29 protein-coding genes are annotated in these 21602 nt (G+C 69.5%); 1 reads left to right on the forward strand and 28 read right to left on the reverse strand.

Annotated elements, in window-relative coordinates:
* Nucleotides 1-10 precede the first annotated feature (10 nt).
* The 25 genes from rplR to IEY99_RS20275 all read right to left on the reverse strand — a co-directional run bounded on the left by rplR (nt 11) and on the right by IEY99_RS20275 (nt 15029).
* Nucleotides 11-406, reverse strand: a complete 396-nt coding sequence (gene rplR / locus IEY99_RS20155; protein WP_444542446.1) for a 50S ribosomal protein L18 — start codon at nt 404-406, stop codon at nt 11-13.
* Nucleotides 403-945 carry a 50S ribosomal protein L6 gene (rplF, locus tag IEY99_RS20160; RefSeq protein WP_189205404.1) on the reverse strand — a complete coding sequence of 181 codons (543 nt, stop codon included), beginning with the start codon at nt 943-945 and terminating at the stop codon, nt 403-405. Before rplF ends, rplR begins: the two co-directional genes overlap by 4 nt.
* A gap of 13 nt (nt 946-958) precedes the next feature.
* A complete protein-coding gene (gene rpsH, locus IEY99_RS20165) occupies nt 959-1366 on the reverse strand; it encodes a 30S ribosomal protein S8 (RefSeq protein ID WP_189205406.1) in 408 nt (135 codons plus the stop codon).
* A gap of 77 nt (nt 1367-1443) precedes the next feature.
* Nucleotides 1444-1629 carry a type Z 30S ribosomal protein S14 gene (locus tag IEY99_RS20170; RefSeq protein WP_015619005.1) on the reverse strand — a complete coding sequence of 62 codons (186 nt, stop codon included), beginning with the start codon at nt 1627-1629 and terminating at the stop codon, nt 1444-1446.
* Between the two features lie 2 nt (nt 1630-1631).
* Nucleotides 1632-2201, reverse strand: a complete 570-nt coding sequence (rplE, locus tag IEY99_RS20175) for a 50S ribosomal protein L5 (protein WP_189205408.1) — start codon at nt 2199-2201, stop codon at nt 1632-1634.
* Entirely contained in the window at nt 2201-2521 is a 321-nt protein-coding gene (rplX, locus tag IEY99_RS20180; RefSeq protein ID WP_189205410.1) for a 50S ribosomal protein L24, read from the reverse strand. Before rplX ends, rplE begins: the two co-directional genes overlap by 1 nt.
* Complete coding sequence (rplN, locus tag IEY99_RS20185) at nt 2518-2886, reverse strand: 50S ribosomal protein L14 (protein ID WP_023358185.1); 369 nt, start codon at nt 2884-2886, stop codon at nt 2518-2520. Before rplN ends, rplX begins: the two co-directional genes overlap by 4 nt.
* 95 nt (nt 2887-2981) lie before the next feature.
* A complete protein-coding gene (rpsQ, locus tag IEY99_RS20190) occupies nt 2982-3257 on the reverse strand; it encodes a 30S ribosomal protein S17 (RefSeq protein ID WP_071803326.1) in 276 nt (91 codons plus the stop codon).
* Nucleotides 3254-3487 carry a 50S ribosomal protein L29 gene (gene rpmC / locus IEY99_RS20195; RefSeq protein ID WP_071803325.1) on the reverse strand — a complete coding sequence of 78 codons (234 nt, stop codon included), beginning with the start codon at nt 3485-3487 and terminating at the stop codon, nt 3254-3256. Before rpmC ends, rpsQ begins: the two co-directional genes overlap by 4 nt.
* On the reverse strand, nt 3487-3912 hold the full coding sequence (gene rplP, locus IEY99_RS20200) for a 50S ribosomal protein L16 (RefSeq protein ID WP_014687763.1): 426 nt from the start codon (nt 3910-3912) through the stop codon (nt 3487-3489). Before rplP ends, rpmC begins: the two co-directional genes overlap by 1 nt.
* 3 nt (nt 3913-3915) lie before the next feature.
* Nucleotides 3916-4773, reverse strand: coding sequence for a 30S ribosomal protein S3 (gene rpsC / locus IEY99_RS20205; RefSeq protein ID WP_189205412.1), 858 nt, complete (start codon nt 4771-4773; stop codon nt 3916-3918).
* Nucleotides 4773-5246 carry a 50S ribosomal protein L22 gene (rplV, locus tag IEY99_RS20210; RefSeq protein ID WP_189205414.1) on the reverse strand — a complete coding sequence of 158 codons (474 nt, stop codon included), beginning with the start codon at nt 5244-5246 and terminating at the stop codon, nt 4773-4775. The genes rpsC and rplV overlap by 1 nt, the downstream gene beginning before the upstream one ends.
* A gap of 33 nt (nt 5247-5279) precedes the next feature.
* A complete protein-coding gene (gene rpsS, locus IEY99_RS20215; RefSeq protein ID WP_020513590.1) occupies nt 5280-5561 on the reverse strand; it encodes a 30S ribosomal protein S19 in 282 nt (93 codons plus the stop codon).
* Between the two features lie 13 nt (nt 5562-5574).
* Entirely contained in the window at nt 5575-6414 is an 840-nt protein-coding gene (gene rplB / locus IEY99_RS20220; protein ID WP_189205416.1) for a 50S ribosomal protein L2, read from the reverse strand.
* A gap of 14 nt (nt 6415-6428) precedes the next feature.
* Entirely contained in the window at nt 6429-6731 is a 303-nt protein-coding gene (rplW, locus tag IEY99_RS20225) for a 50S ribosomal protein L23 (protein WP_015618995.1), read from the reverse strand.
* Complete coding sequence (gene rplD, locus IEY99_RS20230) at nt 6728-7378, reverse strand: 50S ribosomal protein L4 (protein WP_189205418.1); 651 nt, start codon at nt 7376-7378, stop codon at nt 6728-6730. The genes rplW and rplD overlap by 4 nt, the downstream gene beginning before the upstream one ends.
* Nucleotides 7375-8028 carry a 50S ribosomal protein L3 gene (rplC, locus tag IEY99_RS20235; RefSeq protein WP_189205420.1) on the reverse strand — a complete coding sequence of 218 codons (654 nt, stop codon included), beginning with the start codon at nt 8026-8028 and terminating at the stop codon, nt 7375-7377. The genes rplD and rplC overlap by 4 nt, the downstream gene beginning before the upstream one ends.
* An 11-nt stretch (nt 8029-8039) precedes the next feature.
* On the reverse strand, nt 8040-8348 hold the full coding sequence (gene rpsJ / locus IEY99_RS20240; protein ID WP_007073037.1) for a 30S ribosomal protein S10: 309 nt from the start codon (nt 8346-8348) through the stop codon (nt 8040-8042).
* A 342-nt stretch (nt 8349-8690) separates the two neighbouring features.
* On the reverse strand, nt 8691-9884 hold the full coding sequence (gene tuf / locus IEY99_RS20245; RefSeq protein ID WP_071803318.1) for an elongation factor Tu: 1194 nt from the start codon (nt 9882-9884) through the stop codon (nt 8691-8693).
* Nucleotides 9885-10003: 119 nt separating this feature from the next.
* Nucleotides 10004-12100 (reverse strand): elongation factor G, encoded by a 2097-nt coding sequence (gene fusA / locus IEY99_RS20250; RefSeq protein WP_189205422.1) that lies wholly within the window; start codon nt 12098-12100, stop codon nt 10004-10006.
* A gap of 109 nt (nt 12101-12209) precedes the next feature.
* Nucleotides 12210-12680 (reverse strand): 30S ribosomal protein S7, encoded by a 471-nt coding sequence (gene rpsG, locus IEY99_RS20255; protein ID WP_071803316.1) that lies wholly within the window; start codon nt 12678-12680, stop codon nt 12210-12212.
* A 1-nt stretch (nt 12681) separates the two neighbouring features.
* Nucleotides 12682-13056, reverse strand: coding sequence for a 30S ribosomal protein S12 (gene rpsL, locus IEY99_RS20260; protein WP_014440718.1), 375 nt, complete (start codon nt 13054-13056; stop codon nt 12682-12684).
* A 405-nt stretch (nt 13057-13461) separates the two neighbouring features.
* Entirely contained in the window at nt 13462-13926 is a 465-nt protein-coding gene (locus IEY99_RS20265) for a hypothetical protein (protein WP_229798991.1), read from the reverse strand.
* Between the two features lie 49 nt (nt 13927-13975).
* On the reverse strand, nt 13976-14329 hold the full coding sequence (locus IEY99_RS20270) for a hypothetical protein (RefSeq protein WP_189205424.1): 354 nt from the start codon (nt 14327-14329) through the stop codon (nt 13976-13978).
* Between the two features lie 31 nt (nt 14330-14360).
* Nucleotides 14361-15029 carry a class I SAM-dependent methyltransferase gene (locus tag IEY99_RS20275; RefSeq protein ID WP_189205426.1) on the reverse strand — a complete coding sequence of 223 codons (669 nt, stop codon included), beginning with the start codon at nt 15027-15029 and terminating at the stop codon, nt 14361-14363.
* Between the two features lie 22 nt (nt 15030-15051).
* Here IEY99_RS20275 and IEY99_RS20280 point away from each other — a divergent pair, with 22 nt between their 5' ends.
* Complete coding sequence (locus IEY99_RS20280; RefSeq protein ID WP_189205428.1) at nt 15052-16365, forward strand: FAD-dependent oxidoreductase; 1314 nt, start codon at nt 15052-15054, stop codon at nt 16363-16365.
* Between the two features lie 122 nt (nt 16366-16487).
* On the opposite strand, the gene IEY99_RS20285 is transcribed toward IEY99_RS20280, so the two are convergent.
* Genes IEY99_RS20285 through IEY99_RS20295 form a run of 3 tightly spaced genes read right to left on the reverse strand, consistent with a single transcriptional unit; the run spans nt 16488 to nt 21601 of the window.
* Nucleotides 16488-17999 (reverse strand): SagB/ThcOx family dehydrogenase, encoded by a 1512-nt coding sequence (locus IEY99_RS20285; protein WP_189205430.1) that lies wholly within the window; start codon nt 17997-17999, stop codon nt 16488-16490.
* A 16-nt stretch (nt 18000-18015) separates the two neighbouring features.
* Nucleotides 18016-18993 (reverse strand): thiopeptide-type bacteriocin biosynthesis protein, encoded by a 978-nt coding sequence (locus tag IEY99_RS20290; protein ID WP_189205431.1) that lies wholly within the window; start codon nt 18991-18993, stop codon nt 18016-18018.
* Nucleotides 18986-21601 carry a lantibiotic dehydratase gene (locus IEY99_RS20295; RefSeq protein WP_189205434.1) on the reverse strand — a complete coding sequence of 872 codons (2616 nt, stop codon included), beginning with the start codon at nt 21599-21601 and terminating at the stop codon, nt 18986-18988. Before IEY99_RS20295 ends, IEY99_RS20290 begins: the two co-directional genes overlap by 8 nt.
* Nucleotide 21602: the final 1 nt, after the last annotated feature.

Genomic DNA, 21602 nt, shown 5'->3' on the forward strand with positions numbered 1-21602 from the left:
GTCTTCCTTCCTAGAACTCGAGTCCGGCTTCGCGGGCGGCGTCGGCAAGCGCGGCGATACGCCCCGCGTACTTGTTGCCACCGCGGTCGAAGACGACCTTGGACACGCCCGCGGCCTTCGCCCGCTCGGCGAGGAGAGCACCGACCTTGGAGGCCAGGGCGCTCTTGTCACCCTCGGTGCCCCGCAGGGAGGCGTCGAGCGTGGAGGCAGAGACGAGCGTGTGGCCCTTGAGGTCGTCCACGATCTGCGCGGTGATGTTCCGCGTGGACCGGGTGACGACCAGACGGGGACGCTCGGCAGTGCCGCGGACGTTCTTGCGGACCCGGAAGTGCCGACGCGCCTTTCCGACGGCTCGCTTGGCGGCGACTCCGCCCCCATTGCGGCGCTTGAGCAGCGTGGCGGTCACTTCTTACCTGCCTTTCCAGCCTTGCGGCGGATGACCTCGCCCTGGTACTTGACGCCCTTGCCCTTGTAGGGCTCCGGCGGACGGATCTTCCGGATGTTCGCGGCGACCTCGCCGACGAGCTGCTTGTCGATGCCGGCGACCGAGAACTGCGTCGGCTTCTCGACCGTGAAGGTGATGCCGGCCGGCGCCGCGATGTTGACCGGGTGCGAGAAGCCGAGGGCGAACTCGAGGTCCTTGCCCTTGGCGGTCACCCGGTAACCGGTGCCGTTGATCTCCAGCGTCTTCTTGTACCCCTCGGTGACGCCGACGATCATGTTGGCGACCAGGGTGCGAGACAGGCCGTGCAGCTCCTTGGCCTTGCGCTCGTCGTTGGGGCGGTTGACGACCAGCTCGCCGTTCTCCGCCTTCTCGACCGTGATCGGCTCGGCGACGGTGTGCGAGAGCTCGCCCTTGGGGCCCTTGACCTTGATGGTCTGGCCCGTGATGGTGACGTCGACGCCGGCCGGGACCGGGATCGACTTACGTCCGATTCGCGACATGTCAGAGTCTCCGTTACCAGACGAAGGCGAGGACTTCCCCGCCAACGCTCCGCTTGCGGGCCTGCCGGTCGGTCAGGAGGCCCTGGGACGTCGAGATGATCGCGACGCCCAGGCCGCCGAGCACGCGCGGGAGCTCGTCGGACTTGGCGTAAACCCGCAGACCGGGCTTGGACACGCGCTTGATGCCGGCGAGGCTGCGCTCGCGGTTCTGGCCGTACTTGAGCTCAACGACCAGACGCTTGCCGACAGCGCCTTCCTCGGGCTCCTCAGCCGACCAGGAGGCGATGTAACCCTCGGCCTTGAGGACCTCGGCGATGTTCGCCTTGATCTTCGAGAAGGGCATGGTCACCTTGTCGTGGTACGCCTGGTTGGCGTTACGCAGACGCGTGAGCATGTCTGCGATCGGGTCCGTCATCGTCATGGGTATTCGTCAACCTTTCTCGCCGGGGTTCCTCGGGGGGCCCGGGCCTACGGCGAAGCGGTATTACAAAGCTTGATTTACCAGGAAGCCTTCGACACACCGGGCAGCTCGCCACGGTGGGCCATGTCCCGCACGCAGACCCGGCACAGACCGAACTTGCGGTAGACCGAGTGCGGACGTCCGCACCTCTGGCAGCGGGTGTACGCCCGAACGGCGAACTTCGGCTTCGCGGCCGCCTTGATGATCAGCGCCTTCTTAGCCATGCTCAGTTCTCCTTGAACGGGAAGCCCAGAAGCTTGAGCAGCTGCCGGCCCTCCTCGTCGGTCGTGGCGGTGGTGACCACCGTGATGTCCATGCCACGGGTGCGATCGATCTTGTCCTGGTCGATCTCGTGGAACACCGACTGCTCGGTCAGACCGAACGTGTAGTTGCCGTGCCCGTCGAGCTTGCGCCCGTCGAGCCCGCGGAAGTCACGGATACGCGGCAGCGCGATGGACAGCAGCCGGTCCAGGAACTCCCACATCCGGTCGTTGCGCAGGGTGACCTTCGCGCCGATCGGCATGCCCTCGCGCAGCTTGAACTGCGCGATCGACTTGGTGGCCCGCCGCACCAGCGGCTTCTGGCCGGTGATGGTGGTCAGGTCCCGCACGGCGCCGTCGATCAGCTTGGCGTCGCGGGCGGCCTCGCCCACACCCATGTTCACGACGACCTTCACCAGGCCGGGAACCTGCATGGGGTTGCCGTACTTGAACTGCTCCTGAAGCGCGGGGATGACCTCACCGCGGTACTTCTGCTTCAGCCGGGGCAGAGTCTTGGTCTCGGTGGCGGCAGTCATCACAGGTCCTTACCGGTGCTACGCGCGATGCGGACCTTCTGGCCGTTTTCGTCGGTGCGGAAACCGATGCGGGTCGGCTTGCCCTGGTCGTCCACGATCTGCACGTTCGAGATGTGGATGGGGGCTTCCTGCGTGACGATGCCGCCGGTCTTGGAACCGCGCTGCGTCGTGCGGATCTTCTCGTGCTTCTTCATGCGGTTGACGCCCTCGACCAGGACCTTGTCCTGCCGAGGGAAGGCCGCGATGACCTTACCCTTGGCGCCCTTGTCCTTGCCGGCGATGACGACGACCGTGTCGCCCTTCTTGATCTTCATGATCAAAGCACCTCCGGCGCCAGGCTGATGATCTTCATGAACCGCTTGTCGCGCAGCTCGCGGCCGACCGGGCCGAAGATGCGCGTACCGCGCGGGTCCCCGCCGTCCTTGATGATGACGGCGGCGTTCTCGTCGAAGCGGATGTACGAGCCGTCGGGACGGCGCCGCTCCTTGGCGGTGCGAACGATGACGGCCTTGACGACGTCACCCTTCTTCACACCGGCGCCCGGGATGGCGTCCTTGACCGTGGCCACGATGACGTCGCCGATGCTCGCGTAGCGGCGGCCGGAGCCGCCCAGTACGCGGATGCACAGGATCTCCCGGGCACCCGTGTTGTCGGCGACGCGCAGTCGCGACTCCTGCTGGATCACGTCTGTCTCCTATGTCTGCCAGTTCTCCGGAAGGGTCTTCCCGAAGCTTGGCGGAACGATGGGCCGCTGGGCCGGCTCGCACCGGCCCAGCGCACTCACTTGGCCTTTTCGAGGATCTCCACGACTCGCCACCGCTTGGTGGCGGACAGCGGACGGGTCTCCATCATCAGGACCCGGTCGCCGATGCCGCACGCGTTCTGCTCGTCGTGCACCTTCAGCTTCCGGGTACGACGGAGAACCTTGCCGTAGAGGGCGTGCTTGACGCGGTCCTCGACCTCGACGACGACGGTCTTGTCCATCTTGTCGCTGACCACGAGGCCCTCGCGCACCTTGCGCTGAGCCCGCGGAGCAGCAGCAGCGTTCTCACTCATGCTGTCACCTCACTCGGCGCGGAGGAGAGCCCCAGCTCACGCTCGCGCATGATCGTGTAGATCTTCGCGATGTCCTTGCGGACCACCTGCAGCCGACGGTGATTGTCGAGCTGGCCGGTCGCGCCCTGCACGCGAAGGTTGAACAGCTCCGCCTTGGCCTCCCGCAGCCGCGAGATCAGCTCCTCTTCGGAGAGCTCGCGCAGCTCGGCTGCCTTAACGCCCGCTGCCATCAGCTTTCACCCACTTCGCGTGTCACGATGCGGCACTTCATCGGGAGCTTGTGGATCGCGCGACGCATCGCTTCGCGCGCGACCGTCTCGTTCGGGAACGACATCTCGAAGAGGATGCGTCCCGGCTTGACGTTCGCCACCCACCACTCCGGCGAGCCCTTACCGGAACCCATGCGGGTCTCGGCGGGCTTCTTGGTCAGAGCCTGGTCCGGGAAGATCGAGATCCAGACCTTGCCGCCACGCTTGATGTGACGGGTCATGGCGATACGAGCCGACTCGATCTGCCGGTTGGTCACGTACGCCGGCTCCAGGGCCTGGATACCGAACTCGCCGAAGACCACCCGGTTGCCGCCCTTGGACGCGCCGTGGCGGTCCGGGTGGTGCGGCTTGCGGAAGCCCTTCGGGGGCTTACGCGGCATCAGCATGTGTCAGCCCTCCTGCTGCGTTTCGGCCGGAGCCGGAGCCGCGGCGACCGCGGCGTCGTTGAGGTTCTCGCCGGCCGGCGTGTCGCCACCCCGGGACTGCGCAGCGGCCCGGCCGGCCTCGGTGCCGCCCGCGGTCGTGCCGGACGAGCCGGAGCGGCCGCGGCGCGGACGCTCGGGACGGTCGCCACGGTCGCGGCGCGGACGCGCGGGCGCCTCGGGGGCGACCTCGCGACCCGCAACGGCGTCGCCCTTGTAGATCCAGACCTTCACGCCGATCCGGCCGAACGTGGTACGGGCCTCGAAGAAGCCGTACTCGATGTTGGCGCGCAGCGTGTGCAGCGGGACGCGACCCTCACGGTAGAACTCCGTGCGGCTCATCTCCGCGCCGCCGAGGCGGCCGGAGACCTGCACCCGGATGCCCTTGCAGATCGGGTTCTTCATCGCGGACTGCATGGCCTTGCGCATCGCCCGGCGGAAGCTGACCCGGCTGGAGAGCTGCTCGGCGACGCCCTGCGCCACGAGCTGCGCGTCCGACTCGGGGCTCTTCACCTCGAGGATGTTCAGCTGGACCTGCTTGCCGGTGAGCTTCTCGAGCTCGCCGCGGATGCGGTCGGCCTCCGCGCCCTTGCGGCCGATGACGATGCCCGGCCGGGCGGTGTGGATGTCGACGCGGACCCGGTCACGGGTGCGCTCGATGTCCACCTTGGAGATGCCGGCGCGCTCCAGGCCCTTGGACATCATCCGGCGGATCTTGACGTCCTCGCCGATGTAGTCCTTGTAGAGCTTGTCCGCGAACCAGCGGCTCTTCCAGTCGGTGGAGATGCCGAGGCGGAACCCGGTGGGGTGAACCTTCTGACCCATTACTCGGCACCCTCCGTGCTCTGGGACTCGGCCGGCTTGGCCTCGGTGGCCGGAGCCGCCTTGGCGGGAGCCGCCTTCTTCGCGGCGCCGCCCTTGCGGGCGGTCGTGGCCTGGACGGCCTCCACCGCGACGGTGATGTGACAGGTGCGCTTGCGGATCCGGTACGCCCGGCCCTGCGCCCGCGGCCGGAACCGCTTCAGCGTCGGGCCCTCGTCGACGAACGCCTCGCTGACCAGGAGCGCGTCCGGGTCGAGCCGCTCGTTGTTCTCGGCGTTCGCGATCGCGCTGGCGAGCACCTTGTAGACCTGCTCACTCGCAGCCTGCGGCGCGAACTGCAGGACCGTGAGAGCCTCCTTCGCGGGCAGACCGCGGACGAGGTTGATCACACGGCGCGCCTTGTTCGGCGAGATGCGCACGTGACGCGCAACCGCCCGCGCGCCCGGAAGCGCCGGAGCGTCGCCCTTGACTGGCATCGCTGTAACCCCTTGTTCTTATCCGTGGACTGCTTAGCGACGACGGCTCTTGCGGTCGTCCTTCTCGTGACCCTTGAACGTGCGGGTCAGAGCGAACTCGCCGAGCTTGTGCCCGACCATGGCCTCGGTGATGAACACCGGGACGTGCTTGCGCCCGTCGTGCACGGCGATCGTGTGCCCGAGCATGTCGGGGATGATCGTCGAGCGCCGCGACCAGGTCTTGATGACGTTCTTCGAGTTCTTCTCGTTCTGGACTTCCACCTTCTTGAGCAGGTGGTCGTCGACGAACGGGCCCTTCTTGAGGCTGCGAGGCATCTCTTAACTCCCGTTACCCGCGCTTGCGGGTGGCGTAGCGGCGGCGAACGATCATGCGGTCGCTCTCCTGGCCCTTGCGGCGGGTACGGCCCTCCGGCTTACCAGCCGGGTTCACCGGGTGGCGACCACCGGAGGTCTTACCCTCACCACCACCGTGCGGGTGGTCGATCGGGTTCATGGCGACACCACGGACGGTCGGGCGCTTGCCCTTCCACCGCATGCGGCCGGCCTTGCCCCAGTTGATGTTCGACTGTTCGGCGTTGCCGATCTCGCCGACGGTGGCGCGGCAGCGCACGTCGACGCGACGGATCTCGCCCGAGGGCATACGCAGCGTGGCGTACGCGCCCTCACGGCCGAGCAGCTGGATGCCGACGCCGGCCGAACGGGCCAGCTTGGCGCCACCGCCGGGACGAAGCTCCACGTTGTGGACCGTCGTACCGACCGGGATGTTGCGCAGCGGCAGGTTGTTGCCGGGCTTGATGTCCGAGCCCGGACCCGACTCCACCCGGTCGCCCTGCTTGAGGTCCTTCGGCGCGATGATGTAGCGCTTCTCGCCGTCCGCGTAGTGCAGCAGCGCGATGCGGGCGGTGCGGTTGGGGTCGTACTCGATGTGAGCGACCTTGGCCGGCACGCCGTCCTTGTCGTTGCGCTTGAAGTCGATCAGCCGGTACTGCCGCTTGTGGCCGCCGCCCTGGTGCCGCGTGGTGATGCGGCCGTGGACGTTGCGACCACCCTTCTTGGGCAGCGGGGCGAGCAGAGACTTCTCCGGCGTCGACCGGGTGATCTCGGCGAAGTCCGCCACGCTGGAGCCGCGACGGCCCGGCGTGGTCGGCTTGTACTTACGGATACCCATGATTCACAAACCCCTTAGCTGACCGGGCCGCCGAAGGCCTCGATACGGTCACCGTCAGCCAGCTTCACCATGGCGCGCTTGGTCGCCTTGCGCTGACCGAAGCCGGTGCGGGTGCGCTTGCGCTTGCCCTCGCGGTTCGCGGTGTTCACCGTCAGCACGCGGACGTCGAAGATCTGCTGGATCGCGATCTTGATCTGGGTCTTGTTCGCGTCCGGGTGGACGAGGAACGTGTACCAGTTCTGGTCGAGAACGCTGTAGCTCTTCTCGGAGACCACGGGCGCGATGATGACGTCGCGCGGGTCGGCGATCGTGCTCACTTGTTCCCCTCCTCGGAGGCCTCTGCCGGAACGCCCAGGAACTCCTCGAGCGCTTCCTTGGTGAAGACGACCTCGTCCGCAACCAGCACGTCGTACGTGTTGAGCTGGCCGGCCTCGATGAGGTGCACGGTCGGCTCGTTGCGCAGCGACATCCAGTTCAGCTCGTCCTGGCTGCTCAGCACGACCAGGACCTTGACGGACTGGGTCGCCTTGCGCAGCGTGGCCACCGCGGCCTTGGTCGACGGCGTGGTGCCGGCGACGAACGCCTCGACCACGTGGACGCGGCCGTCACGGGCCCGGTCGGAGAGGGCGCCCCGCAGAGCGGCGGCCTTCATCTTCTTCGGGGTCCGCTGGCTGTAGTCGCGCGGCACGGGACCGTGCACGACGCCACCACCGGTGAACTGCGGGGCGCGGATCGAGCCCTGGCGGGCGCGACCGGTTCCCTTCTGCTTGTACGGCTTCTTGCCGCCGCCGGCGACCTCGCCGCGGGTCTTCGCCTTGTGCGTGCCCTGGCGGGCGGCCGCGAGCTGGGCGACGACGACCTGGTGCATCAGCGGGATGTTCGCCTGCACGTCGAAGATGTCGTCGGGCAGCTCGACCGAGCCGGCCTTCGCGCCCTCGGCGTTGATCACGTCAACCGAGCTCACTTGGCACCACCCTTCTTCTTCGCCGCCGTACGGACCAGGATCAGCGCGCCCTTGGGGCCGGGAACGGCACCCTTGACGAGCAGCAGGTTGTTCTCGGTGTCGACCGCCTGCACCGTGAGGTTCTGCACGGTGAAGCGCTTGCTGCCCATCCGGCCCGCCATCCGGGTGCCCTTGAAGACCCGGGCGGGGGTGGCGCAGGCGCCGATCGAACCGGGCGAGCGGTGCTTGCGCTCGACACCGTGGCTGGCGCGCAGACCGTGGAAGCCGTGCCGCTTGATGACACCGGCGTAGCCCTTGCCCTTGGTCTTACCGGTGACGTCGATCGGCGTGCCCGCCGCGAACGCCTCGACGGTGACCTCCTGGCCGAGCTCGTACTCACCCGCGTCGGTGGTGCGCAGCTCCACGATGTGGCGGCGCGGCGAAACGCCCGCCTTCGCGTAGTGGCCACCCTCAGGCTTGTTCACCTTGCGCGGGTCGATCTGGCCGTACGCCAGCTGGACCGCGGAGTAGCCGTCAGTCTCGGGGGTGCGGACCTGGGTCACGACGCACGGGCCGGCCTGCACCACGGTTACCGGGACGACCTTGTTGTTGTCCCAGACCTGGGTCATGCCGAGCTTGGCGCCCAGGATGCCCTTCACTTGCCTGTCCATTGTCCGGATCCCTACAGCTTGATCTCGATGTCGACGCCAGCCGGCAGGTCGAGGCGCATGAGCGAGTCGACCGTCTTCGGAGTCGGGTCGATGATGTCGATCAGACGCTTGTGCGTGCGCATCTCGAAGTGCTCGCGCGAGTCCTTGTACTTGTGCGGCGAACGGATCACGCAGAAACGGTTGATCTCCGTGGGCAGCGGCACCGGGCCCGCGACCTGCGCCCCGGTCCGCGTCACCGTCTCGACGATCTTCCGCGCCGAGGAGTCGACGACCTCGTGGTCATAGGCCTTGAGCCGGATGCGGATCTTCTGTCCCGCCATGGTGGCTTCTGTTTCCTTCTCTCGATGCCGCTACGTGCGAAAGCGGTGGCCCTCGCATGCCCGCAGGACCGTTGATCCTGCGTTGTCCGACCCCCGCGGTCGGGCGTGTCGCGCTGTGGAACCAGGCTCCGCCCCAGGGATCTGGAGCGATCATGCCCGCGAGGCAGCTCCGTGGGGAGCAACCCCTTCCGTCGGGATCGGGGCGACCGGCGGCGCTGACACACGCCGGACACCGGGCGAGGGTGGTTGGCTGCCAAACTGCAAAGGCAGCCAACCACCCTGCGCGGACGCAACCTGACTAGTATGCCGCATCGACCGCGGCATTGCTAATCGGGGTCGAACTCAGACGTTGATCTTCGTGACCGTGCCGGCGCCGACGGTGCGGCCACCCTCACGGATCGCGAACTTCAGGCCCTGCTCCATGGCGATCGGCTGGATCAGCTTGACCGACATGGAGGTGGAGTCGCCCGGCATGACCATCTCGGTGCCCTCGGGCAGCGTGACGACGCCGGTGACGTCCGTGGTGCGGAAGTAGAACTGCGGACGGTAGTTCTGGAAGAACGGCGTGTGACGGCCGCCCTCCTCCTTCGAGAGGATGTAGACCTGGCCCTCGAACTCCGTGTGCGGAGTCGTGGTGCCCGGCTTCACGACGACCATGCCGCGCTCGACGTCCTCGCGCTTGATACCGCGCAGCAGGAGGCCGACGTTCTCGCCCGCGCGGGCCTCGTCGAGCAGCTTGCGGAACATCTCGATGCCGGTGCAGACGGTCTTGGTCGACTTCTCGCGGATACCCACGATCTCGACCTCCTCGTTCGGCTTGAGGATGCCGCGCTCGGCCCGGCCGGTGACGACCGTACCGCGACCGGTGATCGTGAAGACGTCCTCGATCGGCATGAGGAACGGCTTCTCGGTCTCACGCTCGGGCTGCGGGATCGCGGTGTCGACCGCGTTCATCAGCTCCATGAGCTTGCCGGTCCACTCCGGGTCGCCCTCGAGCGCCTTGAGCGCCGAGACGCGCACGACCGGAAGGTCGTCGCCCGGGAACTCGTAGGTGCTCAGCAGCTCGCGGACCTCGAGCTCGACGAGCTCCAGGAGCTCCTCGTCCTCGACCATGTCGCTCTTGTTCAGGGCGACGACGATGTACGGAACGCCGACCTGGCGGGCCAGGAGCACGTGCTCCTTGGTCTGCGGCATCGGGCCGTCGGTCGCGGCGACCACCAGGATCGCGCCGTCCATCTGCGCGGCACCGGTGATCATGTTCTTGATGTAGTCGGCGTGGCCGGGGCAGTCCACGTGCGCGTAGTGGCGCGCCGCAGTCTGGTACTCGACGTGTGCGATCGAGATCGTGATGCCGCGGGCCTTCTCCTCCGGCGCCTTGTCGATCTCGTCGAACGGGGTGTACGGGTTCAGGTCCGGGTACTCGTCGTGCAGGACCTTCGTGATGGCCGCAGTCAGCGTCGTCTTACCGTGGTCGATGTGACCAATGGTGCCGATGTTGACGTGCGGCTTAGTCCGCTCGAACTTCGCCTTCGCCACTGGTGTCCTCCTGTGGACTGGGGTTTCTTCTCTCGCCCGGCACGCCGATAAGGCGATTGGGACTCTGTCGACTGCTCGTGCGCGTGCGGTCCTCGACGGACCGCACGCGCCTCAACGCATCAGGCGCCGGTGGCCTTAGCGATGATCTCCTTCGCCACGCCTTGCGGGACCTCGGCGTAGGAGTCGAACTGCATGCTGTAGCTAGCCCGGCCGGCAGTCTTCGACCGCAGGTCGCCGACGTAGCCGAACATCTCGGACAGCGGCACCAGCGCCTTGACGACTCGGGCGCCGGAGCGCTCCTCCATCGACTGGATGATGCCACGGCGGGAGTTGAGGTCGCCGATCACATCGCCCATGTTGTCCTCGGGCGTGGTGACCTCGACCGCCATCATCGGCTCGAGCAGCGCGGGGTCGGCCTTGCGAGCCGCCTCCTTCATGGCCATCGAGCCGGCGATCTTGAAGGCCATCTCGGACGAGTCGACCTCGTGGTACTGACCGTCGAGCAGCGTCAGCTTGACGCCGACCAGCGGGTAGCCGGCCAGCACGCCGTACTGCATCGAGTCCTGCGCACCGGCGTCCACCGACGGGATGAACTCCTTGGGGATCCGGCCACCGGTCACCGCGTTGACGAACTCGTAGGTCGGGGAGTCGGCGTCGAGCGGCAGGGGCTCGAGCTTCACGATGACCTTCGCGTACTGGCCGGAGCCACCGGTCTGCTTCTTGTGGACGTAGTCGAGCTTCTCCACGGTGCCGCGGATCGTCTCGCGGTACGCCACCTGCGGCTTGCCGATGTTCGCCTCGACGTTGAACTCGCGCCGCATGCGGTCGACGAGGATGTCGAGGTGGAGCTCGCCCATGCCGGCGATGATGGTCTGACCGGTCTCCTCGTCGTTGAAGACGCGGAAGGTCGGGTCCTCCTCGGCCAGGCGCTGGATCGCGGTGCCCAGCTTCTCCTGGTCCGACTTGGTCTTCGGCTCGATGGCGACCTGGATGACCGGCTCCGGGAAGGTCATCGACTCGAGGATGACCGGGTTCGCCGGGTCGCACAGGGTGTCACCGGTGGTGGTCTGCTTCAGACCCTGGACGGCGATGATGTCGCCGGCCTGCGCGGTGGTGCGCTCCTCACGCTTGTTCGCGTGCATCTGGTAGATCTTGCCGATCCGCTCCTTGCGGTCCTTGGTGGAGTTGACCACCTGGGAACCGGACTCGAGCGTGCCGGAGTAGACCCGGACGTACGTGAGCTTGCCGAGGTGCTTGTCGGTCTGGATCTTGAACGCCAGGGCCGAGAAGGGCTCGTCGTTGGAGGGCTTGCGCTGCATCGGGGTCTCACCGTCGGTCGCGGTGCCCTCGATGGCCGGGATGTCCAGCGGCGACGGGAGGAACTCGACGACGGCGTCCAGCATGGGCTGCACGCCCTTGTTCTTGAACGCCGAGCCGCACAGGACCGGGTTGGCCTTGCTGGCGATCGTGGCGCGCCGGATGGCGGCCTTGATCTCGTCCTCGGACAGCTCCTCGCCCTCGAGGTACTTCTCCATGACCGCGTCGTCGACGTCGGCCAGGGTCTCGATGAGCTTGTCGCGCCACTCGGCGGCGGACTCGGCGAGGTCGGCCGGGATCTCCTCGACCGCGTAGTCCTCACCCTTCTGGGTCTCGCCACGCCAGGTGAGGGCCCGCATGCCGATCAGGTCGACGACACCGATGTGGTCCGCCTCGAGCCCGATCGGGATCTGCAGCACCAGCGGGGTGGCGTTGAGCCGGTCGATCATCATCTGCACGCAGCGGAAGAAGTCCGCGCCGGTCCGGTCGAGCTTGTTGACGAAGCACATCCGGGGCACGTTGTACTTGTCCGCCTGCCGCCAGACGTTCTCCGTCTGCGGCTCCACGCCGGCGACACCGTCGTAGACCGCGACGGCACCGTCGAGCACACGCAGCGACCGCTCGACCTCGACCGTGAAGTCCACGTGGCCGGGAGTGTCGATGATCTGGATCGTGTGGCCCTTCCACTCGCACTTGGTGGCGGCGGAGGTGATGGTGATACCGCGTTCTTGTTCCTGCTCCATCCAGTCCATGACGGCCGCGCCCTCGTGGACTTCACCGATCTTGTACGTGATGCCGGTGTAGAACAGGATGCGCTCGGTCGTCGTGGTCTTACCAGCGTCGATGTGCGCCATGATGCCGATGTTGCGTACCTTGGCGAGCGCGTCTGCGGCAGCCACTGCAATCCCTACTCTTCGTCGTCGTGTCGACCGTGTTCCGCGGGATGTCGCGGAGGGCCGGTGGGACCGGCGTCCCGGCCCGGCGGGTGCCGGGCCGGCAACGGGGGTCTTACCAGCGGTAGTGCGCGAAGGCCTTGTTGGACTCCGCCATCTTGTGGGTGTCCTCGCGCCGCTTGACGGCGGCACCGAGGCCGTTGCTGGCGTCGAGCAGCTCGTTCTGCAGGCGCTCGATCATGGTCTTCTCGCGGCGGGCCTTGGAGTACTGGACCAGCCAGCGCAGACCGAGGGTGGTCTGCCGCGGGGTGCGGACCTCGACCGGCACCTGGTAGGTCGCGCCACCGACGCGGCGGCTGCGGACCTCGAGGGTCGGCTTGACGTTGTCCATGGCGCGCTTGAGCGTGACCACGGGGTCGGTGCCGTTCTTCTCGCGGCAGCCCTCGAGGGCGCCGTACACGATCCGCTCGGCGAGCTGACGCTTGCCGCCGACCAGGATCTTGTTCACCAGCTGGGTGACCAGCGGCGAGTTGTAAACCGGGTCCGGAACCACCGGGTGGCGCGGAGCGGGGCCCTTACGCGGCATGTCAGCTCTTCTCCTTCTTCGCGCCGTAACGGCTGCGGGCCTGCTTGCGGTTGCGGACACCCTGGGTGTCCAGCGAACCACGGACGATCTTGTAGCGGACGCCCGGGAGGTCCTTCACACGGCCGCCACGCACGAGCACGATCGAGTGCTCCTGCAGGTTGTGGCCGACGCCCGGGATGTACGCCGTGACCTCGATCTGGCTGCTCAGCTTCACACGAGCGACCTTGCGCAGCGCAGAGTTCGGCTTCTTGGGGGTGGTGGTGTACACGCGCGTGCACACGCCGCGCCGCTGAGGACTTCCCTTCAGCGCCGGCGTCTTGGTCTTGCTCGTCTTCGCCTGGCGGCCCTTGCGGACCAGCTGCTGGATCGTGGGCACCGGGTTTCTCCGCTCCCTTCGGCCGCCGTCTTCTAGCGGCCGCACCGTCTCGTTATGCCTTGTGTGCAGGCCGCCCCTGTCGGGACTCCCACACCCGCGGTCGGGCGTGTCGCCCAGCTCACGGTTTCCCGGCGCGTCCGTTCGAACACGCGGCGGGTTGTCTGTGTCGGGCCCGTCAAGCCCGGCTTCGCTGCTGCCCTGATCTTGTTGTTCCGTCTTGCCTACGACTAAGGGCGCACGCACGACTTGCCCGGGCGAGCCCAGGCACGAGGAAGAAGATTACCCACCACATCCCCACGGGTCAAAATGACCCCCGCGGGACGCGGTGGGATACCTCCGCACGTTCAACTGTACCGGGCGGCTCCGCCGTCCTGCCGAGCGATCCGCCGAACGCCCGCGACCAGCTCACGACGTGCTCCCGAGGGCGATGCTCACCGCGAGGGACAGCAGGGCGATTCCCGCGCCGGCGGCGCCGCACGAGCACCCCGCCAGGGCCACGCCGCGGCCGGTGAAGCGCAGCCGCCCCTGCCGGCCCGAGCCCCGGATCTGCCGCAGGGCGCTCATTCCGGCGGCCACAGCCCCGCCGCCGAGGAGCACGGCGAGCAGTGCGAACGCGCCCGCCACCAGTGCTCCCCAGCCGTCGGCGGCGCCGGCCAGGCCGAAGCAGAGCACGAGCATCGACACCAGGATCGACGCGATGCCCGCGATCAGCGAGCCGGTGGCCTGCCCGGACATGGCCGGGACGACCCGGAGGTGGACGAGGCCGTACTCGGTGCCGGCCACCGGGTCGACCCGGGCCGGCGACCACGCGCCGTCGTGCGGTGGCGGCGGCACGGCCGGGGGTGGTCCACCGGACGGGTAATGCATCATGACCCCAGCTTGTCACCCGCACGAGCGAGCCGCAGCCCGCGTCCGGGCCTCAGTCGGTGCCGGGGTCGAAGTCCTGGCCCGCGGTCGCGGCGAGGTGCAGCAGCGCGGCGATGACCGCGATCACCAGCGTGGTGACGGCCAGCACTATCCCCGCCCAGGCCAGGCGACGGCCCCGCCGCACCCACCGGCCGCCGGTGAGATAGCCGCCCGACTCCCACTGCTCGCGGTGGACCTGGCGGCTCAGCAGCAGCGCGAGCGTGGCGGGAATCACGCCGCCGACCAGCGGCCCGGTCAGCAGACCGGCCAGAGCGAGGGCGAACACGGCACGGGCCTTGGTCGAGGCCACCGGGTCCGGGTCGAGCGGGTGGCGCGGCGGCGCGGCTGAAGTGGTCACGCCTTCCATCCTTACCGGCGCCGCCCGGCGCGGCGCCGGGTCACTCCGGCTTTTCCGCCGCGAGCACGAGCAGGACGGGCCGCCCGACGAGCCAGGCCGCCCACGGCACCTCGGCGACCATCTCGGCGTCGCCGCCGACCTCGTGCCGGCGGAGCCCGCCGAGGCCGGCCCCGGTGATCCAGCCCTCGTAGTCGGCGACCGAGTGCGGATGCGCCACGAGCCGGTACGCCGCACCATCCCGTTCGAACTGCGCGGACATCCCGGTCGCGGCGAGCACGGGGTGGAACACGGAGAGGACCAGCCGGCCGCCGGGGCGCAGCACCCGGGCGAACTCCGCCATGGCGCGTCCGGGCTCCGCGAGGTGCTCGGCGAGCAGGGCGCAGTACACCGCGTCGAACTCGCCGTCGCCGAACGGCAGCCGGCCCTCGAGGTCCGCCTCGATCAGCGGGACGCCGGGATGACGGCGCCGGGCCACCGCCAGCATGCCCGGCGAGAAGTCGACCCCGCTCGGCCGCGCTCCCGCCGCCAGCATCGCCGCGAGGTTGCGCCCGGTGCCGCAGCCGGCGTCGAGCACGCGCTCGCCCGGAGCCGGCGCCAGCACCGCCATGCTATGACGCGCATCAATTGCGACGACGGGATTGGGCGTCTCTTCGTACGACTCCGCCCACAGGTCGTATCCCGATTTGGTGTCGATATCTTGCAGCTGCATCCTGGACCATCCTGCCGGTAGTGTGAAACAGTCTGAGCCGGACGCAGCCTATCGTTTGTCGCGATCGCCCGGCAATGCAGAAAGCGGGGAGACAATGTCTAGTCCATCAATGCGGGTCCTCGTCATCGGAGGCGGTATCGCCGGCCTGGCCCTCACCCACGGCCTCCGGCGCGCCGGCCTGGACGTGGCGGTCTACGAGCGCGACCGCTCCCGCGACGACCGCCTCGAGGGATACCGGATCCACATCGATCCGGACGGCGCCCGGGCACTGCGCTCGTGCCTGCCCGACGAGGTCTGGGAGTCCTTCGTCGACAGCACGGTCGACCTGGGGGAATTCAGGTTCGTGACGGAGCGGCTCGAGACGCTGATGGTGATGGAGCCGCCCGCGCCGGCCCGTCCGGAGCCGACCGGCCGGGCGCACGCCATCGACCGCGTCACGCTCCGGTCGCTGCTGCTGACCGGGCTCGACGACGTGCTCCACTTCGACAAGCGATTCGAGCGCTACGAGCGCAATGCGGACGGCACCGTGACGGCTTTCTTCAGCGACGGAAGCACCGCGACGGGCGACGTCCTGATCGGTGCCGACGGCGTCAATTCCCCGGTGCGGAAACAATTTCTTCCGCACGCCGAAAGGGTCGACACCGATGCCTATGGTGTCGGCCTGAAACTGCCTTTGAGGGATGCGGTGCGCGCCTGGCTGGAACCCCCTTTGTCAACCGGCCGGAACATGGTCATGACGCCGGATCCGTTCTTCCTGTCGGTCTCGGTGTTCGACCGGACGAGAAACACCGGCGGCGACGACTCCTATGTCGGTTCGGCGTTCGTGATCCGGCGCGGCTCGTGCCCCGCCGGGATCGAGGACTTCGACGGCGCCCGGATCAAGGACTTCGTCGCCCGCTCGATCAGCGGCTGGCATCCGCAGCTGCGCCGGCTGATCGCCGAGTCCGACCCGGAGAGCGCCCTGCTGGTGCCGTACCGGACGTCGGTGCCGGTGCCGGCCTGGGAGAGCACCACCGTCACGGTCATGGGGGACGCGGTGCACAGCATGTCGCCCGTCGGCGGGCTGGGCGGCAACACCGCCCTGCGCGACGCCGAGCTGCTCTGCCGCCAGCTCGTGCAGGTGCGCGACGGCCGCCTGGGGCTCGTCGAGGCGATCCGGGCGTACGAGGACGGCATGCGCGACTACGGGTTCGCGGCCGTCCAGAAGGCGCTGCGCTACCAGAAGCAGGGGCTGCAGAGCGGGAAGCTGGCCGCCTCGATGTCGCGCGTGGTCTTCCGCCTGATGAACGGCATGATGCAGCGGCGAGGCCGGCAGCACACCCGGACCGCCGCGTAGCGAGCGGCCCGCGGTGGCCGGCCCGGACCGCACGTCCGGGCCGGCCACCGGACGGACGGGCGGAGCGATCGATGCCGGACGGACGGGCGCGGCGATCGATGCCGGGCGGACGGGCGGAGCGATCAATGCCAGGCGGCTTCGTAGAAGTCGCCCGGGGGCCGGCCCGAGCCGATCATGACCTGGATCAGGCTGGTCGCGCCGGTCCCGTCCAGGCCGAGCAGCCGGTCCGTCCGCCGTACGTCGTAGCCGAGGCTCGCGTGGCAGCGCAGCCCCAGCGCCGCGCAGGCCAGGTAGAGCCGCTGGGTGACGACGCCCGCCTCGATGTTCTGCATCCGGTACCAGCGGTCGCCGTGCACCCCGAACCCGGCCTCGTAGTCGCCCACCGGATACACGCAGAGGTTGGTGTGCGCGAGGTTGAAGAGCTTGATCAGAAGGCTTTCCTGGAGCTCGCCGGAGAGGTCGCCGAGGCGTACGGGCTCGAGCAGCGTCTCGCCGGGCCGCAGCCGGTAGACGCCGGGCGCGACGCTGTCCACCCGGTTGACGACGCAGTACAGCATCGTGTGCCGTACGGCGGGGGTGTCCGCCAGGTCGTTGCGGTAGCCGTCCAGGGCCGGCGCGAGCAGGGCGGAGAGCGTGTCCAGGCTCATCCCGGCGGGCGTGAAGTAGCCCATCGAGGAGCGCCGGGTCCGCAGGCCGTCGAGGAGTGCGACCCGATGGCCGGAGAGCCGCAGTTCCGGACCGCCCGCGGAGCCGGACGCCGTGATGGCGGGCGGCGCGGCGACCGCGGCCACCGCGGACAGGCGCGATCCGCGATGCAGGCGGGCCTGCAACGGCCGCGCGTCGAGGGACCACTCCTGCTCGGAGTCCGAGAGCGTGTTGGTCCGGGAGGGCTGCGCGGCGTCGGCGAGCCTGCGCGGCGACGGCGGTGCTTCACCGTGCGAGCCGAACGTGACGGCCGTGTACACGCTTTCCCGCATGGGGTCGAGACGCAGCAGCCGGTCGAGGTCGTCGTCCGCGAAGCGGTACCGGACCTCGCCCGCCGTCCGGGCGGCCGCCACGGCGAGCACCTGGCCCAGCAGGACGCCGACGTCCAGGGCGCAGAGCCGGTAGGTGAGATCGGCGTACTTGAAGCCGTTCTTCCAGAAGAAGGCGCTGGTCAGCAGCGTCAGGGCGGGGGCGGCACCCGCCATGCCGAGCGCGGCGCCCAGCTCCGCCGTCCAGTCGCCCTCCCGCAGGGTCACCAGGGCGTGGTGCGCCTGGTCGTAGTGGTGGACGCCCGGGGGCACCTCGGCGCCCGGGCCGGTGACGACGTACAGCTCGGCCGGGAAGCGGGAGCCTCCCGAGGGAACGGGACGCAGCGAGTTGCGGGCGAGCTTCGCTCCCCCGGCGGGTTCGGCGCCCCGGGTGCCGATCAGCCGCCGGAGCGCGTCGGCGGCGGTCCAGCGGTAGCGGGTGACGCCGTAGCAGTCGCGCAGCAGCCGGGCGAGCCCGCCGGTGCCCGACTCGTCCAGCGGGATGCGCGGGTGGCCGCGGTACAGCTTGAACTGGCCGGGCGCGTCCTCCCAGTCGATCTGTTCGGGGATCGGCAGGCTCCGGGTGAGCTCGACGTACTCGCGGGCCGCGGCGGCATCCACGACCGGTCCTTTCGCCTCACCGCGCACCCGCGGTCACCTCCGAGACCGCCCGCCAGAGCAGATACATCAGGTACGCCTCCTCCGGCAGGGAGATCCCCAGCCGGTTGTTGTGCATGTGCGAGCAGAACAGCAGCACGTTGCGCAGGTCCGCGTCGGCGCCACCGTCGGCGACCAGCACCTCCCGCGGCGCGAACAGGCCGCGTCGCCGCAGGTCCACGAGGTCGTCGCGGAGGGCAGTGACCGAGGCGGCCCAGCGCCCCACCGCGGCGCCGGCCCGCTCGGGCGTCCCCTCCTCGACCAGGCGCATGATCCGTTCCACCGTGCCGACGAGGGTGGCCCGCTGACTCAGGTACTTCTGCTCGAACCGGCGCTGGCCGGCCTCCGGATCGCCGAACATCAACCGGCGGCCCCAGTCGCGCTGTCCCGTGCCGAGCCGATCGGCCAGAGCGCCGGCGCCCGCCGGGACCATCGCGGCGACCAGCATCATCGCCAGCGCCTGGCCGGTACGCCGCCCGCTCCCCGGCGCCGCGGCCAGCAGCTCGGCCGCCACCTCGCTGGACGCGGTGAAGTGCCGCTCCACGGCGCGCATGGCCTCCGGCGTCCCGCCATAGCGGGCGACCTCGGGCCGGTACGGCACGTGGTGCATCGAGTTGTCCGGCCGCAGCGGCTCCACCTGGTCCTGGCCCCGCTCGACGGCCACCAGGGAGGCCGCCACCTTCCGGTATTCCTCCGGATCGACGACCTTGCGGGAGGGACGCGCGCGGAGGAACCCGCCGACGTGGCGCTCCAGCAGCTCCCTCACCTGCGGCGCCGCGGCCGGCGGGGTGCACAGCCGCAGCCGCAGGTGCGGGCCGGCCTGCCAGTGCCGGACGAAGAACCAGTCCGTCAGGAGGCCACCCGCCGCGGCGATCAGCGGTCGCACACCGTCGCGGATCAGCGCCTCGAGCGGCTCGTGGTAGTGGATGTGGACGCTGGTCCAGCCCGGCTCAGCCATCGCGGTCCTCCCCCAGCTCGATCACGAACTCGCCGGCGTAGCCGTTCGCGCCGTCGTGCAGGACCAGCTCCTCCGGGCCCGGCAGCATCTCCTCGAAGACGAGCATCTGGTCGGTGCTCGCCGCGGTCTCCTCGAACGCCCGCAGCAGGATCTCGCTGGAGAAGTCCAGGTACAGCGGCTTGCGGGTCTTGTCGAACAGGCCCTTCGCCCGGGACCGCTGTGCCGGGCCACCGTGCCGGGTCAGGACCCGGACGAAGCAGCGCTCCGGGATGCCGTGCCGCCGGCGCCACCGGTTGACGTCGATGAGGTAGTCGAGCATCGTCCCGTCCCGGGAGCGGCGGGGCACCTCGCGCGCCGCCACCGTCCAGGAGGCCCGGTTGACCGTCAGGTCGCCGAGGACGAGCCGGGGGTACCGGCTGACGCCGTCCGCCGCGTCGCCGGCCGCGGCGAAGGCGAGCTGCTTGACGAACTCGAACCGGGGCACCGCCTGGCCGAACATCTGCAGGAGGAACCGGTACGCGCTGGGCAGGAGGAACTCGACCATGACCCCGAGGTGCACCGGCAGGATCTCGATGCGGTGGCGTACGGAGAACAGCCGCAGCGTCCGCCGCGCGGGGTCGTGCACCACCCGCAGATCGCCCAGCGGGATCCGGCGCTCACCGGGCCGTTCGGAGGGCACCCCCGGATAACTGATCTCGAAGGGGGTCACCGGAGGCCGCCGGTTGAGGTTCGACGCGAAGGTTCCGGTGATCTCGACCGCGTGCCGCCCGCCGACCTGCCAGTCCCGTTCCCCCGGCGCGAAGCTCCCGGCCACGGAGGCGCCGAGCCGCAGCAGCCGGGCCTGGCTGCGCCCGAAGCCGGTCATCAGCTCGTTCAGCACCCCGCGCGGCGGTCCGCCGGGACCGGCGATCGGCTGGACGTAGCAGGCGAGGGACGCGATCGGCTCGACGAAGGAAGGCAGCTCGCCGAGGAAGGTCCGCAGCGCCGCCGGGGACAGCCGCCGGCATCCGTCGGCGTCCACCGGTTGCGCGGCCACGAGGGCGACCAGCCGCTCCTGCAGCCGGGCCAGCTCGGCCAGCCTCTCGTCCCCGGGCTGCGGTACGGGCAACGCCTGCTCGTAGCACCGCAGCAGATCCGCACCACTGCCGCGGCCCGTCTCCTGGACGAACGCACCGTAGAAGTCGAGGAAACCGGCGCTGCCGCCGGACCCGTAGCGCCCGGCGAAGAACGCCTCGGCGGCCAGCCGGCCCGGAAGGAACCGGTCGTAGAGACCCGCCAGGCGGCGCAGCAGGTCCAGCCCGTCCAGCAGGTCGTGCCACCGCCGCGGGGACCGGACCTGCTCCGCGTCGGTCAGCAGGACGTCCTCGTAGAAGACGTTCTTGGGCAGCTCCAGGGCCGCGTCGTCCCAGCCGAGAAGCGCGTAGATCTTGCGCAGTTCCGCGCCGATCGCGTGCGAGCACTCCAGGCGCTCGCCGGGATCCTCCAGCGCCCCGTACGCCGCCAGCTCGGCGCGCAGCGACATGAGGTGCGCCCGTACGGTCGCGACCCGCTCGCCGTCGAAGCGCTCCAGTTCCGTGGCGAGACGGCCGAGGGGATCCGGCTCGTTCCCGGAGACGCCGAATCCGATGTGGACGGCACCCACGTCGATCAGCTTGTTCAGGAACGTGGCGATCTCGGCGGTACGGCCCCGCCCGTCCTGGGCGGCGAGTGCCTCGACCACGCCGCGGAAGGTGCGGTCCGCGCCGTGGCGCACCTGCTCCAGGAAGCGCCGCACGGTCGGGTTGCGCGGCACTTCGAGGACGGCCTCGCCGCCCCGCCGCCCGAGGAAGCGGATCATGTCGCCGTCCTCGGCGACGCTGCTGTTGACCTCGAGCGGCAGGTGCGCCCGGATCTCCGGCCAGCCGGCCAGCGTCCGTTCGATCTGCTGCTGGGTAAAGGCGTTGAGCTCGGCGACGCCGACGCGGGCGGACCCGATGGGCGCGTTCCGGTCGGCGGCGTCCGGCTGCCAGCGCCCCGGGAAGGATCCGGTGAAGGTGCTGAACGGGCTCGTCTTCGCCGCCATCCGGGCGACGTACTTGGCCAGCTTGCGTTCCATCCGCGGATCCGGCTCGTCCGGCGACCACTTCAGCAGGCCCAGGTAGAGGTCGCGGCTGGCCAGGACGAGACCCTGCTGCAGGCGTACGTCCGAAGCCAGGTCCCGCAGCGCACGCCGCCCGCTCACGCTCTCCTCGCCGAGCACCGCGCGCGCCTCGGCGAGCAGCGCGTCGCGCTCGCGCAGCCGGCGCTGCCAGGCGTCCACCGCCTCCGCGGTCTCCCGCGGCAGGCGGACCGCCAGGTCGGCCCCGAGGACGCCGGCCCGCGGCCGCTTGGCGTGGTAGACGGCACGGCGCAGGACGATGAGCCGGCGCCGCAGCGCCACGTCGCCGTTGCCGCCGATGGCGCCGTGCAGCATCTTCGAGAGCGGCTCCCGCTGGTCGTCCAGCCACCGTTCGGCGTCGAGGATCCGATCGACGAGCTCCGCCGTACGGCCGCAGCGCAGTCGCGCCAGCGCCGAGAGCGGCATCCCCGCGACGCGCACCACGAACGTCGGCTCGACTCGGTAACCCATC

The organism is Couchioplanes azureus (assembly GCF_014648355.1).
GTDB classification, from domain to species: Bacteria; Actinomycetota; Actinomycetes; order Mycobacteriales; family Micromonosporaceae; genus Actinoplanes; species Actinoplanes azureus.

What these genes read in the sequence shown, in the direction of transcription:
- IEY99_RS20170 (WP_015619005.1), bottom strand. Translation starts at nt 1,629, where the DNA reads ATGGCTAAGAAGGCGCTGATCATCAAGGCGGCCGCGAAGCCGAAGTTC.
- IEY99_RS20295 (WP_189205434.1), bottom strand. Translation starts at nt 21,601, where the DNA reads ATGGGTTACCGAGTCGAGCCGACGTTCGTGGTGCGCGTCGCGGGGATG.
- rpmC (WP_071803325.1), bottom strand. Translation starts at nt 3,487, where the DNA reads ATGGCAGCGGGCGTTAAGGCAGCCGAGCTGCGCGAGCTCTCCGAAGAG.
- rplF (WP_189205404.1), bottom strand. Translation starts at nt 945, where the DNA reads ATGTCGCGAATCGGACGTAAGTCGATCCCGGTCCCGGCCGGCGTCGAC.
- rpsG (WP_071803316.1), bottom strand. Translation starts at nt 12,680, where the DNA reads ATGCCGCGTAAGGGCCCCGCTCCGCGCCACCCGGTGGTTCCGGACCCG.
- IEY99_RS20290 (WP_189205431.1), bottom strand. Translation starts at nt 18,993, where the DNA reads ATGGCTGAGCCGGGCTGGACCAGCGTCCACATCCACTACCACGAGCCG.
- rplB (WP_189205416.1), bottom strand. Translation starts at nt 6,414, where the DNA reads ATGGGTATCCGTAAGTACAAGCCGACCACGCCGGGCCGTCGCGGCTCC.
- rplC (WP_189205420.1), bottom strand. Translation starts at nt 8,028, where the DNA reads ATGGACAGGCAAGTGAAGGGCATCCTGGGCGCCAAGCTCGGCATGACC.
- rplP (WP_014687763.1), bottom strand. Translation starts at nt 3,912, where the DNA reads ATGCTGATGCCGCGTAAGCCCCCGAAGGGCTTCCGCAAGCCGCACCAC.
- rplV (WP_189205414.1), bottom strand. Translation starts at nt 5,246, where the DNA reads ATGCCAGTCAAGGGCGACGCTCCGGCGCTTCCGGGCGCGCGGGCGGTT.
- rpsH (WP_189205406.1), bottom strand. Translation starts at nt 1,366, where the DNA reads ATGACGATGACGGACCCGATCGCAGACATGCTCACGCGTCTGCGTAAC.
- rpsS (WP_020513590.1), bottom strand. Translation starts at nt 5,561, where the DNA reads ATGCCTCGCAGCCTCAAGAAGGGCCCGTTCGTCGACGACCACCTGCTC.
- rpsJ (WP_007073037.1), bottom strand. Translation starts at nt 8,348, where the DNA reads ATGGCGGGACAGAAGATCCGCATCCGGCTCAAGGCCTATGACCACGAG.
- rpsC (WP_189205412.1), bottom strand. Translation starts at nt 4,773, where the DNA reads ATGGGTCAGAAGGTTCACCCCACCGGGTTCCGCCTCGGCATCTCCACC.
- IEY99_RS20270 (WP_189205424.1), bottom strand. Translation starts at nt 14,329, where the DNA reads ATGGAAGGCGTGACCACTTCAGCCGCGCCGCCGCGCCACCCGCTCGAC.
- IEY99_RS20275 (WP_189205426.1), bottom strand. Translation starts at nt 15,029, where the DNA reads ATGCAGCTGCAAGATATCGACACCAAATCGGGATACGACCTGTGGGCG.
- rpsQ (WP_071803326.1), bottom strand. Translation starts at nt 3,257, where the DNA reads ATGAGTGAGAACGCTGCTGCTGCTCCGCGGGCTCAGCGCAAGGTGCGC.
- IEY99_RS20265 (WP_229798991.1), bottom strand. Translation starts at nt 13,926, where the DNA reads ATGATGCATTACCCGTCCGGTGGACCACCCCCGGCCGTGCCGCCGCCA.
- rplE (WP_189205408.1), bottom strand. Translation starts at nt 2,201, where the DNA reads ATGACTGCCGCCACCGAGACCAAGACTCTGCCCCGGCTGAAGCAGAAG.